The sequence below is a fragment of the Dethiosulfatibacter aminovorans DSM 17477 genome (genome assembly GCF_900142005.1).
GTDB lineage: Bacteria > Bacillota > Clostridia > Tissierellales > Dethiosulfatibacteraceae > Dethiosulfatibacter > Dethiosulfatibacter aminovorans.
On record NZ_FQZL01000004.1, the window covers coordinates 77423 to 92699 of the forward strand.

12 protein-coding genes are annotated in these 15277 nt (G+C 41.6%); 4 read left to right on the forward strand and 8 right to left on the reverse strand.

The annotated features are described in order from the left end of the window. The first annotated feature begins 282 nt into the window (after nt 1-282). The 4 genes from BUB05_RS00345 (at nt 283) to BUB05_RS00360 (ending at nt 4318) form a co-directional block, all read left to right on the forward strand. Nucleotides 283-2832: a heavy metal translocating P-type ATPase gene (locus BUB05_RS00345; protein ID WP_073045412.1), complete on the forward strand. Its 2550-nt coding sequence runs from the start codon at nt 283-285 to the stop codon at nt 2830-2832. An 8-nt stretch (nt 2833-2840) separates the two neighbouring features. Beyond that, nucleotides 2841-3110, forward strand: a complete 270-nt coding sequence (locus BUB05_RS00350; RefSeq protein ID WP_073045414.1) for a metal-sensing transcriptional repressor — start codon at nt 2841-2843, stop codon at nt 3108-3110. A 231-nt stretch (nt 3111-3341) separates the two neighbouring features. Then, a complete protein-coding gene (locus tag BUB05_RS00355) occupies nt 3342-3701 on the forward strand; it encodes a VOC family protein (RefSeq protein ID WP_073045416.1) in 360 nt (119 codons plus the stop codon). Beyond that, a complete protein-coding gene (locus BUB05_RS00360; RefSeq protein ID WP_073045418.1) occupies nt 3698-4318 on the forward strand; it encodes a hypothetical protein in 621 nt (206 codons plus the stop codon). Before BUB05_RS00355 ends, BUB05_RS00360 begins: the two co-directional genes overlap by 4 nt. 2 nt (nt 4319-4320) lie before the next feature. On the opposite strand, the gene hutG is transcribed toward BUB05_RS00360, so the two are convergent. The 8 genes from hutG to BUB05_RS00400 all read right to left on the reverse strand — a co-directional run bounded on the left by hutG (nt 4321) and on the right by BUB05_RS00400 (nt 15277). After that, nucleotides 4321-5334 (reverse strand): formimidoylglutamase, encoded by a 1014-nt coding sequence (hutG, locus tag BUB05_RS00365; protein ID WP_073045420.1) that lies wholly within the window; start codon nt 5332-5334, stop codon nt 4321-4323. A 182-nt stretch (nt 5335-5516) separates the two neighbouring features. Continuing rightward, the gene (locus tag BUB05_RS00370) at nt 5517-6671 is read right to left on the reverse strand and encodes a PucR family transcriptional regulator (RefSeq protein ID WP_073045422.1); all 1155 of its coding nucleotides are present in this window, start codon (nt 6669-6671) and stop codon (nt 5517-5519) included. 52 nt (nt 6672-6723) lie between these two features. After that, the gene (locus BUB05_RS00375) at nt 6724-7689 is read right to left on the reverse strand and encodes a threonine ammonia-lyase (protein ID WP_073045424.1); all 966 of its coding nucleotides are present in this window, start codon (nt 7687-7689) and stop codon (nt 6724-6726) included. Between the two features lie 23 nt (nt 7690-7712). Then, entirely contained in the window at nt 7713-9407 is a 1695-nt protein-coding gene (locus tag BUB05_RS00380; RefSeq protein ID WP_073045426.1) for a Na+/H+ antiporter NhaC family protein, read from the reverse strand. A gap of 266 nt (nt 9408-9673) precedes the next feature. Beyond that, nucleotides 9674-11548 carry a glycoside hydrolase family 13 protein gene (locus BUB05_RS00385; RefSeq protein WP_073045428.1) on the reverse strand — a complete coding sequence of 625 codons (1875 nt, stop codon included), beginning with the start codon at nt 11546-11548 and terminating at the stop codon, nt 9674-9676. Further along, nucleotides 11523-12980 (reverse strand): glycogen synthase GlgA, encoded by a 1458-nt coding sequence (gene glgA / locus BUB05_RS00390; protein WP_073045430.1) that lies wholly within the window; start codon nt 12978-12980, stop codon nt 11523-11525. The genes BUB05_RS00385 and glgA overlap by 26 nt, the downstream gene beginning before the upstream one ends. A gap of 45 nt (nt 12981-13025) precedes the next feature. Then, a complete protein-coding gene (gene glgD / locus BUB05_RS00395) occupies nt 13026-14153 on the reverse strand; it encodes a glucose-1-phosphate adenylyltransferase subunit GlgD (RefSeq protein ID WP_073045432.1) in 1128 nt (375 codons plus the stop codon). Between the two features lie 8 nt (nt 14154-14161). Then, nucleotides 14162-15277 (reverse strand): glucose-1-phosphate adenylyltransferase, encoded by a 1116-nt coding sequence (locus BUB05_RS00400; protein ID WP_073045435.1) that lies wholly within the window; start codon nt 15275-15277, stop codon nt 14162-14164.

Below are 15277 nucleotides of genomic sequence, written 5' to 3' on the forward strand. Positions count from 1 at the left end.
TAAATATCATACAATATCAAGTTCACTTCGGGCGGCAGACGAAATACCTTTTGCTCAATTTTCACTTTCAAACAATTCCTCTAAATATATCTATCTAGCCGCTCTTTCTTAAAATCTTCAATCTCCACCCCTTGATTTATCTCTACAAAATTACATCATAGTTATATCAACAATATCTAAATAGCATATTTTTCCATCTATTAATCTTCTCTAAATTGACGCTTTAATGATAAGATGTTATAATTAATTATACCCCCTGGGGGTGGGGTGTAGGAGGCAATTATGAAAAAAGAAAAATACGATGTGACAGGAATGACCTGCGCGGCATGTTCCCTTGCCGTTGAAAAAAGTGTCAAGAAACTTGAAGGAGTGGACGGCATCTCGGTCAACCTGCTGCAGAACAATATGAACATATCCTATGACGAAAGCATACTTTCCAGGGAAGAAATAATAAAGGCAGTAGAAAATGCTGGATACGGCGCAACCACCCATTACAATGGAGCAGCAAAAACGGAAACAAGGACAAATCCTGCCGAGGAAGAATACCTCAATATGAAGAAGAGGCTGATAATATCCCTCATATTCACAATACCCCTCTTCTATCTGTCAATGGGTCACATGATGGAACTTCCCCTACCGGGAGTATTCATGGGATACAAGAATGCAATGAACCTTGCATTCACACAGTTTCTGCTGGCAATGCCAGTGGCTATAATCAACAGCAAATTCTACAAGGTGGGATTCAAGACACTGCTGAAGAGATCCCCTAACATGGATTCCCTCATAGCAGTAGGTACTTCCGCGGCACTTATATACGGAATCTTCGCCATCTACAGGATAGGATACGGGTTGGGTGCTGACGACAGCCAGCTTGTCATGAAGTACGCTCATGATCTGTACTTCGAATCTGCCGGAGTCATACTTACACTCATAACCTTCGGTAAATTCCTGGAATCCAGAGCCAAGGGAAGGACTTCCGAAGCTATTAAGAAGCTCATGGACCTTACTCCAAAGACAGCTCTTGTGGAAAGAAATGGGATAGAAGGCGAAATACCTGTAGAGGAATTGACTGCAGGAGATATCGTAATAGTCAAGCCTGGAGGCATGGTACCGGCAGACGGCACCATGACGGAGGGGCATTCATCGGTGGACGAGTCAATGCTCACAGGCGAAAGCATACCCGTTGAGAAAAAAATCGGAGACCGTGTTATTTCCGGAAGCATCAACAAGACAGGCTTCTTCAAGTTCGAGGCCGACAAGGTTGGAAAGGACACCACCCTGTCGCAGATAATAGCTCTGGTTGAAGAGGCCCAATCCACCAAGGCACCCATAGCCAAACTGGCGGACAAGATAAGTTCCATATTCGTTCCGACTGTCTTGATGATATCACTGGTAGCAACCGTAACATGGCTGCTGCTTGGATATTCATTTGAATTTGCTTTATCCATAGGAATCGCAGTCTTGGTCATTTCGTGCCCATGCGCACTTGGTCTTGCGACACCTACAGCAATAATGGTGGGGACAGGCAAGGGAGCAGAAAACGGAATACTAATAAAATCAGGTGAAGCGCTTGAGATAGCCCACAAAATAGACACCATAGTAATGGACAAGACGGGAACGATAACCACAGGAAAGCCTAAGGTCAAGGACATATTCACATTCAACGGCATAGATGAGGACAAGCTTCTACAAATTGCTGCATCCATAGAAAAAAAATCCGAGCATCCACTGGCTGAAGCCGTGGTCAAGGAGGCAAATGACAGAAATCTGAAGCTGCTCCAACCCGAAAAATTCAAGGCCATACCGGGTAAAGGAATAGTTGCTGAACTGTCAGGCAAGACCTTTTCCATAGGAAACCTCAAGCTCTTGAAGGATGCAGGCATAGATACATCGGCACACTCTGACCTTGAGAAGAGGCTCAGTTCCGAAGGAAAGACACCACTTTACATAGCTGATCTCCAACTCATGGGAATAATAACAGCTGCAGACACTGTTAAACCCACAAGCAGACAGGCAATTTCCACATTTAAGAAAATGGGAATAGACGTGGTAATGCTCACCGGCGACAACAGACTGACAGCGGAGGCCATCAGAAGAGAAGTTGGAGCAGACAAGGCCATAGCAGAGGTCATGCCTGCAGACAAGGAAAAAGAGATCAGGAATCTGCAGGGAGAAGGAAAGACCGTTGCAATGGTCGGTGACGGCATAAACGACGCACCGGCCCTTGCTAGAGCCGATGTAGGAATAGCCATAGGAGCAGGAACCGACGTAGCCATAGAGTCGGCTGATGTCGTACTCATGAAAAGCGACTTGCTGGATGCCGTATCGGCGGTACAGCTGAGCAGTGCAGTAATAAAGAACATAAAACAGAACCTTTTCTGGGCATTCTTCTACAACACCATAGGCATACCTCTGGCAGCAGGAGTTTTCTTCTCCATACTTGGATGGAAACTGAATCCAATGTTCGCAGCAGGTGCCATGAGCTTCAGCTCAGTATCGGTTGTTTCAAATGCCTTGAGACTTAAAGGATTCAAGCCTAAAATCATAAAATCAGAGAAAGAAGAACAAATATTGGATACAGTCATAGATGAAGAAAATAAAAACACAGGAGGCGACATTATGAAAAAGGAAATATTCATTGAAGGAATGAGCTGCGGCCACTGCAAAATGAGGGTAGAGAATGTTCTCAGCGAAATAGACGGTGTAAAAAACGCCGAAGTCATACTTGCTGAGAATAAGGCTGTAGTCGAATTCTACAAGGAAGTGGATGAGAATCTGATTGCAAGACTCATTGACGAAGCCGGCTACAAAGTAAAAGAGTTTACGCATTAGGTGATGCCATGAAAGCGGACAAGAAGAGAATAATGAGATACCTTAAAACTTCAAAGGGACAAATAGAAGGAATAATGAGGATGGTTGACGAAGACAGGTACTGCGTGGACATCTCAACACAAGTTCTTGCAGTACAGGCCATTCTCAAGAAGGCCAACCACGAAATCCTCAAGGCTCACATAGACGGATGCATAAAAACAGCCTTCAAGAACGAAGACAAGGAAGAGGAAAAGATAGACGAAGTGATGAAGATACTGGACAAGTATTATAATATCTAGGTTGTCATGCACTAAACCATTATATCCAAACATGTACATGAACCAGCTGACAAAACTATCCTATCAGCTGGTTTATTAATACGCTTCTAAACATTTATACTGCAATTGAGCAATCTTTCAACTGTCTATATTCTCATCAATGCTATATAATATAAATATGAATCAGTGTTCTATTAAGGGTAGTTTGGATTTGTATCTAGAACAGTACCCGAATAAGGAGGAATATTATATATGAAATTTGGACATATCGGAATAAAGGTACTGGACATGGAAAGGTCACTGGACTTTTACAAAAATATACTGGAAGCCAAAATTCTTAAAGACCACTCATATCCCAGAAGCAGAATAGTCTTCTTGGAAGTGGGTGGAACCATAATCGAACTCATAGGAAAGAAAAAAAACAGGGAAAGAGAAATGGGTCCCATAGAGCATATAGCCTTCAAGGTAGACTCCCTTGAGGAAAAGATGGAAATGCTAACGGAAAGAGGAATAGAATTTTCCGACGTTAAAGTTGTGGGTTCAGCAAAGCTGATATTCTTCCTTGGTCCCGACAACGAGAGATTTGAATTCGTTGCGAGGGTGGAGAAATGAGCGGTCTAATAATCGAATGGATAGGCTATATTGCATCAGCAATAATTCTTGTATCTCTGCTCATGAGTTCAATAATAAAGCTGAGATGGATAAATCTTGCCGGCTCTTTAATCTTTGCCGCATATGGATACCTGATCGGCTCTATCCCGGTAATGATAATGAACCTGGGAATAGTTGGAATCAACTCCTACTACTTGAGCAGAATATATGGTGCCAAGGAAAAATTCGAAATCCTTCCACTGGATATGAATTCAGAATTCTACAAAAGATTCATGGAGTACAACAAAAGGGAAATACAGAAATTCTTCATTGCTGACGAGTTTTCACATACTGAAGATTCCATAGGCTTTTACATATTGAGAGACATGGTAACTGCTGGAATCTTCATAGGCAGGAAGAAGGACAACATACTGGAAGTTGATCTTGATTTTGTCATACCGGCTTACAGGGATTTCAAGACCGGACAGTTCATATATAAGGAAAATATCCCCTTCTTCAAGGAAAAGGGGATATCAAGGATTACTGCTTCTGCCAAGCATGTTGAACACCACAACTATCTCATGAAAATGGGCTTCAACAAAATTGACAAGGAAGACTTTTATTATCTGGACATCTAGGTTTACACCCCTGCATCCATTCCCTTCAGTTCGGCAACTGAGTTTACAACGGCAAATATAAGGGTGGATGCAAGCCTTGCGGTTATGTGGTCCTGGTCGAATCTCGGCGACACTTCCGCAATATCGAAACTCACATTCTTTCCAGACTTTATGATGTGCTTCATAATCTTAATGACCCTCTCAGGCTCTATTCCCAGGGGCTGGGCTGCGCTTACTCCCGGGGCAAATCCCGAGGAGAACACATCTGAACAAATTGTCATGTATATCCTGTCCGATCTTTGTATGAAGGTATCCATTTCCTCCATTAGTTTCCACATGTCCATGTCCAGCAGGTCCCTTGCATATATGTATTTTGCACCGTATTCATTTGCAGTCCTGAAGAGGTCTATGGTATTACCCCTCTTCTGTACTCCAAGACAGAGGTAGTTGAAGTCATAGTCCCTGTCCTTCAGCATGTCTCCTATCTGCCTGAACATTGTTCCTGAACTGCTCCCCTTGGGATAGGGTCTCATGTCCAAGTGGGCATCAAAGTTGATTATTCCTATTCGTGGATCCTTATTCCCGTCTTCATAATGGTTGAAAAGTCCGCAGTAGTGGCCAAAGGCTACATCATGGCCTCCTCCCAGTACGACGGGATAGAGACCCGTTTCAAGAATCCTTTCTACTGCCCCGGACAGCATTTTTTGACAATCTTCAAGCTCCATATCATGGCAGTATATGTTCCCGAAGTCATATAGCCTGAAATCCTGGGTGAAGTAGCATGGCAGGTTTGCAAGGGCTTCCCTTATAGTGTCCGGTCCATTGGCCGTACCCGTCCTTCCAAGATTCTTCCTCACTCCCTCGTCGGAACAAAATCCTATGAAGCCTATTCCCTCAAGATTTGACGGCAGATTGTCCTCTTCCAAATCCATGAGAGTTATCCACTGATGCCACCTGAAGGCGTAGAAGTTATCAACAGAATCCACCCTTCCATCCCAAATCCTCTTTGATGTAATTTCATAATTTTTGTTTTTCATATAAGTTAGTCCTCCCTTTTATTAAATATTAATACCCGCATCATACTCCCCATACGTCGATAATTAATCGACAAAAACGCATAAAATAAAAATGCAGGGAGATCTTGACTCAAGTCCCTGCAGTGTAGGCCATACTCAAAAAATCATGTGATTTTGAAAACTTAAAAGGCTTTAGTAAAACTTTATCTCTCAACCTCTTCTGACAAGATATCGGCAACAGGATTTTTGCTTATATAATAATATATAGAAATGGCAAGCTGCTCGTAATTTCCGGTTCTCGCTCCCTCAATCCTGGTGATTTCGTATATCTTTGATATTCTGTATCTTATGGTATTTATATGATGAAACAGTTCATTTGAAGTCTTTCTAAAATCACCCTGGTTCACTACAAAGGAAACGGCCGTTTCCATTAAGTTGCCGTCGTATTCCCTGTCATACTCAAGAATAGGCTCCAGTATGCTGTCAGCGAACTTCCTGAACCATCTATTCTTTTCCAAGGGTTTTATAATTTTATATATGCCAATATCTTCAAAAGCCATCTGTTTATCCTTTGTCAAATCTTGAAGCTGGTATGTATACAAGGCCTCTCTAATAGCCATATTTATGTCGTACAAGTTGTAGCTTTCACTTATGCCGCAAAAATATCCGTTCAATATGAAATTGAATTTCGACAAAAATTTATCTGCTGCAGGATCTTTCTTGTCAGATAGTATTATAAGGACACCTTTCTCAAAGACCAACGCTCTCGTTGTCAATTTTCTATAAGGTCCGTTATTTATTGTGGACATTATGTGTTTCGGATTTTCAAGATTGCCAAAGTATAGAACCCTAACTATGTCTCTAAAACTCGGATTGATTTCCAGAGAAATTTTTTCCATCAATTCCCTGCTCAAGTCAGAGTTCAAGATACTGTATATCTTGGATGCCAAATAGTCATTATTCTCGTCGTTTTTCAGATAATTGACTATTTCCATAATAATGCTGTCAAACCATACTTCCTGGTCGCACATGAACAGGGGCATTCCATTTTTATTGCAATATTCAACTATCTCATCTGGAAAGCCCTTGAAAACAGCCTTTTTTACAGCTATTCCGGCTATTTCCATTTCATTGAATTTCATCAAGTATTCAATCAATAAATCATGCCTGTCCTTCATGTTGTAAAAACTGGTTAATATAAAATCACCTTTTTGAAAATTCCCACTCAATTCATCCAATGATTCATAATCAAGAAATCCAACCGATCTGATTTCCCTGTCAAGACCCGATCTTCCCGCAATAAGCTGAAGCTTTGATAATTGATTGAATTTCATTGCTTCTCTTACTGTCAGCTTCATTGAATCACCTCTTTAGTTATTATATATAGTATAAATTCAATAACAAAAAGTGTCAAATAGCCTTTGTTCCAATTATTTCCTTTATGAGGTCTTCGTTGATATTTCCCCCGCTTATTACAAGCCCTGTCTTTTTACCTTTAAAGCGTTCGCTATACATGCAGTATGCCCCGTAGCAGATGGCACTGGATGGTTCAGCAACAATATTTTCTTCAAGAAGCATTTTTCCCACGGCTTCCTTGATTTTCGACTCGGGAACGAGCAGTATTTCATCTATGCACTCCCCGGCCATATCAAAACCAATTCTTCCAACACCTCCAATAAGAGCATCACAAACACTTGGAGCGGATTCAAAATATTCATAACAGATGTTGTCTTCTATGGATTTCACCATTGCAGGACAACTTTCAGTTTGAACTCCAATAATCTCGATCTTAGGACACAGGGCTTTGGCAATTACCGAAATTCCCGTAATCATTGCTCCTCCTCCAATTGGAACCACTATACAGTCAAGTTCAGGTTCTTGAAAAAGCATTTCCAGTCCTATAGTCCCTTGACCGCATATGAGAACCGGGTCTTCACACGTATTAATTTCCACAAGCCCTTCCTTCTTCATCTCCCTTTCAGCAATTTTATGAGCCTCATCATAATTGCTGCCACCAAGACGAACTTCCGCCCCAAAAAACCTCATCTTGTCAACTTTTGGCTTGGGAGTTGTTTCCGCCGCATAGATTACGCATCTTTCTATTCCAAGCATTGAGCTCATGTAAGCGAGAGCTGCACCATGATTTCCAGAAGAAACTGCCATGACGCCTTTTTCGATTTCTTCTTCACTTAATGAAAGCAGTTTGTTTACAACTCCTCTTACCTTGTAGCTTCTTACTGTCGGCTGTTCATTTTCAAGCTTCAGCCAAACTTCCGTATCGCCACTGCTTAACTTCAAACTCTTTCTCAAAGGCGTTTCCTTCAAATATTTCTTAATTCGTTTATTTGCCTGAACAATCATCTTACTATTTATCATGGTTCAACCCTCTTACAATTATTTTATATTTTCATTTCAAGCTCACTTAAGTTTTCAAATCCATCACTCTCGACAATCCTACCCTTTACCCTTACAAATCCTATCATCAAAGCAAATCCTACAACCAGGGCTATAACGGGATTCAGCCCTGCAAAGCCAATTAGAAGATAACCTATAACCGACAATACGGCACCGGTAAGGGCATAGGGAACTTGCGTCAAAACGTGGTGAAGATGATCGGACCCTGCAGACATTGAAGATAAAATTGTGGTATCCGATATAGGCGAACAATGATCTCCAAATATTGAGCCGGAAAGTATTGCACTCAAGGAAGCTATTACCATTGGAGATGAAGTCACATCAGTTGCTACATATGATGCCGCCAAAGGAACTGCAAGAGGTACCATGATCGCCATGGTTCCCCATGATGAACCTGTTGAAAATGCCACGGTACATGAAAGCACAAATATCAACAGAGGCAATAGAGAAAAAGGTATGGCATCAGTTACTACCTGGATCAAGAATCCTGCAGTATCAACGCTTCCGATAACCGACCCCAGTGACCAGGACAAAACCAGTATTGTCGACACCTCCAAAAGACCCTTCATTCCTTCAACCCAAGCAGATATCGTTTCTTCCATAGTCAGAATCTTCTGCCCAACTGCAAGGGCACCTGCCACAAGTGATGACACAATTGCAGCCCATACGAGCACCTGGCTTGAATCCGCATTTCCAAAACTTACCCTCAATCCTTCAAATGTGAAGGGATCTATTCCTTCGCTGTTAAGATATCCGTTGTACCACAAGCCCAGCAAGGTAACCATAATCATGGTAAGTATTGGAATAACCGCATTCATTACTTTCTTATTCTTCACTTCCTTAATATCGTCAATAGTTCCCGATAAAGCCTTTGCATCATCAGCCAGTACCTTACCATATCTTCTGGCTCTTATTTCAGCCTTATACATAGGGCCAAAGTCCCTTCCGCTCAATGCAATTACAAATACCAGTCCCAGCCCGAAAATATTATAAAAGGCATATGGAATGGACCTTACAAATATCTCATATGCATTCACATTCATGTTCATGCCTGCAAATACATCATTTATAAGACCAACCTCGAAACCAATCCATGTTGATACAAACGCAAGACCCGCCACAGGAGCTGCCGTGGAATCGACAATATAAGCAAGCTTTTCTCTAGAAACCCTATGCTTGTCGGAAAGAGGCCTCATTGTAGGTCCAACAATGAGAAGGTTTGCATAATCATCAAAGAACACCAGACATCCCAATATAGCTGCAACCACCTGGGCACTTACAGGACTCCTTGCCTTTTTTGAAAGCTCATCTGCAATTGCCTGGGTACCTCCCATTCTGGATACGACTCCTATCATTCCTCCAATTGTAAGTGTAAAAATAATAATTGCGGCATACCATGAATCTGCCAATGATGCAATAATATATTCGTCAAGAGTTCTTAAAAATGCAATAAAAAGATTTCCATTATAAAGAAGCAACACTCCCGAAAACACACCGACAAACAATGATATTATTACTTGTCGAGTTACAAATGCCAGCAATATTGCTACAAGGGGCGGTAATATTGTCAATATGCCGTACTGACCCTCTGAGACGTTTACAGAACTACTTGTAAGACCAGTAAATAATACTAATCCAAATATCAACAAGACTGCAATGATTTGAAATTTTTTGTTCATAAATCCTCCCTAATTATTATTTTCCTTGAATGCAAAGTATTTTTATTATGCAAAGTATTCTTTTCCTCCTCAGGAAAAGGTTATCATAAATCTAAACAAAGATAATTAGACAAAGCACTTTAATTCCTTTTGATTTTTGTAGTATGTACAAAAGGAACTATCCTGACCGGCTTACCGGATATGGATAGTTCCTTCAACAATTTAGAAATCAATTTATTTATATTCAACTACAGCAAATGACATATTAAAATTCTCATTATGCAATATTATCTATTTGAACATATTGCAAATATGAAACCGAAACCCTTCAGCTTGGTTTTTCTGTCCAGTTCTTCTCCAGTGAGGATATCCTCATATCCGCTTCCGGGAAGCTTGAAGATCATGTCGGTACTTGACCTGTTCACTGCCACCACTATGGTCTTGCTGCCCAGAGTACGCGTAAAGCTGAACATGTCCCCTGTACATGCATAGGGCTCCCAGGTTCCTCTTTTTAGCACCTCGGACCCTTCCCTGTACTTGAATATCTTCCTGTACCATGAAAGGATCTCTTCGTTTTCATTGCCCCAGGGATATGTTCCCCTGCAGTAGGGGTCGCTGTATCCTTCCATGCCTGCCTCGTCACCATAGTAGATGCATGGCACTCCTGGAAATGTAGCCTGGATCAGGGACAGAAGCTTAAGCCTCTTCACCCCATATCCCCTCTGTTCATCGGAAAGGACATATCCGTATCTTGTATCTTCGTCCAGAGACCTTTCTTCGGGGGAATCACCGAGATAAGTCAGTATCCTCTCCGTATCGTGTGTTCCCACAAGATTCATACACGAATAAAAATATTCCCGTGGATAGTTCTCGAAAATGGACATGATAATCTTGAGGGCCTTCGCGCCGTCCAAATATCCAGTCAGAAATCCTGTAAAGGCCTTTCTGAATGGATAGTTCATGACAGAATCAAGCTCGTCTCCATAGAAATACTCCCTCAACTTGCTGTAGCTTTTCTTGTTGGAAGCATCCTCCCAGACTTCGCCAAGGACAATGCTGTCTGCATTTTCCTTTAAGGTTTCAGTCTTGAGGATCTGTATGAACTCATCAGGAAGCTCGTCTGCAACATCCAGCCGCCAGCCCTTGACTCCCTTTCTCATCCACTGCTTGACAATGCTGTTTTTGCCTCGCAGAATATAATCAATGTATGAAGGGTTCATTTCCTCCACATTGGGAAGGCTCTTGTTGCCCCACCAGCACTCGTATTCATCGGGATAATTCTTGAACCTGAACCAGTGGAAATATTCGGAATCCCTGGAATTATATGCGCCTCTGTTTTCATATTTGCCTAGACGGTTGAAATACTTGCTGTCCATTCCAACATGGCTGAATACACCGTCAAGTATTATGCTTATGCCGTTCTTGTCGCATTCTTTTACAAGCTCTTCAAAATCCTCGTCACTTCCATAACCGGAATCAAGCTTCTCATAGTCACCTGTATCGTATTTGTGGTTGCTGTTTGATTCAAATATGGGGTTGAAGTAAAGTATGGATACGCCAAATTCCCTCAGGTAAGGTATCTTTTCAATAACTCCCCTGAGGTTTCCTCCGTAGACATCCCAGAACAATATGTCTCCGCTGTCGTCCTTCATATATCTGTTTTTCTCATTCCAGTTCTCGTATCTGACAAAACCCTTTCGTCCTGCATAGAAATTTTCATCACCGGCCTTGTTGAACCTGTCAACATAGACCTGGTACATTATCCCTTCCTTGTACCACTTGGGAACCCGTATGTTCCTTGATGCTACGGTTATCTGATAGGGCACGGGATTTTCATAATACAGGCAGCACTCGCCGCCAAGCTTTTCACTGCAGTTGCCGATATAATAGGTGTCCTCGCCTTCGCGTATACTGAAATAATAGTGAATGAGGCATGGATGATTTGGGGCGGAAAATTCAGCCCTGTAGACAATATAGTCTCCATCCTGCTTCTCCTCCTCCATTTCAAATTCTACGTCAACAGCCCGAATCATGACCACGACTCCGCAGCTTATGTCGGTTCCCTTCTCCACCCTCAACCTTATATCAACTTGTTCACCTGTAACAACCGCCCCGAAGGGCGATTTGTATTCCTCATCATGTGAGTTGTAAAATATTTTCATCTTCCTGCCTAATCATCGTATTTTTATAAACCTTCTTGTATTCAGCCGCAGAAGCCTTCCAGTCATATTTGCACTTGAATGCATTTGCTACAAGCTTCTTCCACGACTCCCTGTTGTTCTTGTAGATATCCACTGCCTTTTCTATTTCAAAAAGCATTGCATGAGCGTTGTAATCATCAAACTTGAATCCATTGCCTTCATTAGCCACTTCATCGTACTCGAATATTGTATCTCCAAGTCCTCCCGTATTCCTTACAACAGGCACGGTACCGTACTTGAGGGCGATTATCTGATTGAGACCGCATGGCTCCACCCTTGAAGGCATAAGCATTATGTCGCTTCCCGCATAGATTCTTGAAGCTGTTTTTGAATCGAACATTATCCTTGCTGACATCTTTTCCGGATACTGGCTTTCAAGATATCTGAAATAATCCTCGTACATTTCCTCTCCCGTTCCCAAAAGAACAAGGTTCACGTCAAGGTCCATTATTTCCTTGCCCACAGCCATTACAAGGTCTATGCCCTTAAGCTCGTCCAGCCTTGTAATCATTCCTATTACAGGTCTGTTTTCATCATATTCAAGTCCAAGCTCCTCCAGAAGCTTCTCCTTGTTCTCCTGCTTCTTGTTGTAGGACCTTGTATATGCTGCATATAAGTTTTTGTCCTTTGCAGGATTGTGTGCATCATAGTCTATTCCATTCAATATTCCTGTCATCTTGTACCTGTTTACACTTATGACTCCTTCCAATCCTTCCCCGAAATAATCAAATTCCAACTCCCTGGCATATGAAGGAGACACTGTAGTAATCCAATCAGCATTATAGATACCGGACTTCATGATATTTATTGCATCATTGTATTCGAAGTCCAATGTTATTTCCTCAGGCTTAAGATCCAGTATGTCGAAAAGTGTTTCGCGGCCATAAATTCCCTGATACTTTATATTGTGAATCGTAAGCACGGTTTTCATGTCGGTGTAATGAGGTTTATAGTGCGTATTGGCAAGATAGGGTATTATTGCCGTATGCCAGTCGTTGCAGTGCATTATGTCAGGAATATAATCTATGTAGGGCAGCATTTCCAGTACAGCCTTCGAATAGAACAGAAACCTCTCTCCGTCATCATAGTGTCCGTAGATGCCTCCCTCCCTGTTGAAATAGTAATCATTTCCAAGGAAATAATGCATCACTCCATCATTTTTGAGGCTGAAGATTTCGCATGTCTGCTTTCTCCAGTTGAGTCCTACATCAAACTCGTCAACCTTCTTCATTTTCTTTTTGTATTTCTCAGATATGTTGGCATACAGGGGCATTACCACTCTGATATCAGTATTCTTATCCTTTAACGCCTTCGGCAAAGACCCAGCCACATCAGCCAATCCCCCTGTCTTTATAAAAGGCACACATTCAGATGTTGCAAATAATATATTCATAGAACACTCCTTAATTTATAAAAGTCTGGTTGATTTATTCATTCTCTATAATACAAGATCCTTTTCCATCACAAGGGGCTTTTCTTTCGTACCAACCAGTATCTTGCTTTCTGTTATTTCAACGTATTTGTCGATGATTGCATCTACCAGAACCGCATCTCTTCTTATTATACATTTCTGCATTATGATGCAGTTCTTTACCCTGGCTCCCGGCTCGACAACAACACCCCTGGAAACTATGCTGTTCTCAACTGTGCCGTATATCTTCGCTCCACTGGCTATAAGCGAATTCTTAACCCTTGACTGGGTGCTGTATTTCGTTGGATGGTTGTCCTTTGACTTGGCATGAATCATACAATCACCAAAGAAAAGTCTTTTCCTTGTATCCGCATTGAGAAGATCCATTGAACAGTCGAAATATGAATTTATGGAATTAATTATCCTGATATAGCCCTGGTAACTGTAGCCTATTACCTTCAGGCTGTTAAGGTTTTTCAATATGACGTCAAGAAGGTCTATTGCACCGCTTTGCTGGGCATTTTCCAGTATATCCATAAATGTCGCCTTGTTGATGATTATCATGTCCATGAAGACATTCTTGCAATCGCCCCCGTCTTCCCCGCAGTGCAGTATGTTTTTGATTTCCTTTCCATCACCGCCCCCGGTACAAAGTGAAATTTCATTGTTGTATATTTCACCTTCATAGTCCTTCTTGTAAATCATTGTGATATCGGCATCATTGTCAATATGGTAGTGTACCGCCTTTTTTATATCCATGTTGCTTACTATGTTGCATCCGCTTATTACAAAATATTTGGTAGTTGATGGAATCTTCAAGAAAAAGGCTATGTTGTCCAGAAAGTCCTGAAGGTTAATCCTGGTAATTTGTCCGACTTTGACATTCTTTCCTCCATGGAGTATTGACAAATCGTTGCTCTTGCTGCTAAGGTTCCAGTTTTCACCCTTTCCAAGATGGTCTACGAGGGACCTGTATTTATAAGATCCTATAACTCCAAGCTTGCTGATTCCGGAATTTATCATGTTTGAAAGTGTAAAATCTATAAGTCTGTATTTTCCTCCTATTGGCACTGTATGAATGCTTCTGTTCAACAGCATCTTGTCCAGATCTTTCTGGTTTTGACTGTTTATTATTACACCTACGGTATTTTTCATATTCCCTCCTATGCTATGACGGTTATTTCATCGCTGTCTAAACTGCCTATTCTGCTTCCCTTGACTATTCTCATATTTTCACCTATTATAGCCTTTTCAATCACTGCACCTTCTTCAATCACTGCATTGTTAAAGATGATGGAATCCTTCACTATTGAATTGCTCCCAATGGTTACATTGTATGAGATTACCGAATTCTTCACATACCCCTCTATGGTACATCCGTCGCAGATGAGGCTGTTGTTTACATCTGCCCCTTCTCCCATGTAGTGGGGTCTCCATGTTTCGTTGTTGGAATATACCCTCATTTCACTGGAGAACAGATCGAACTCGGAATTTTCCTCAAGAAGGTCCATGTTTGCCTTGTAATAACTGTCTATTGTTCCAACATCCCTCCAGTATCCCTCGAATAGATATGAATAGATGTTCTTCCCTTCATTTAAAAGCATGGGAATAACATTCTTTCCGAAATCATGGTCCGAATTGTCATTTCCCGCATCCTTCAGTAGAGCCTCTCTCAATATGCTCCACTTGAAGATGTATATTCCCATGGATGCCATGTTGTTCTTTGGATTTTCAGGCTTCTCCTCAAACTCCACTATCTTCATGTCTTCATCAACATTGGTGATCCCAAATCTTGATGCATCGTTCCAGTCAACTTCCATTACAGCTATTGCAAGGTCCGCATCCTTTTCCTTCGCATAGCAAAGCATCAGCGAATAGTCCATCTTGTATATATGGTCACCTGAAAGTATTAGCACATATTCAGGATCATACATGTCTATGAATTCAAGGTTCTGATATATTGCATCAGCAGTCCCCAGATACCAGTTTCCCCCTTTTGTATCCATGTAGGGTGGCAGTATGCTTACTCCCTGTCCCAGCTTGTCAAGGGCCCAGGCGCTCCCGTTTCCTATGTATCTGTTGAGAAGCAGCGGCTTGTACTGTGTAAGCACGCCAACCGTATAAATGTCCGAATGGAAACAGTTGCTTAAACTGAAATCTATAATCCTGTACTTTCCTCCAAACATTACACCGGGCTTTGCATTGTTCTTCGTTAAATCCTTCAGCCTGCTTCCCTGGCCGCCTGCCAAAAGCATTGCAATACATTCGTTGTTTCCCAT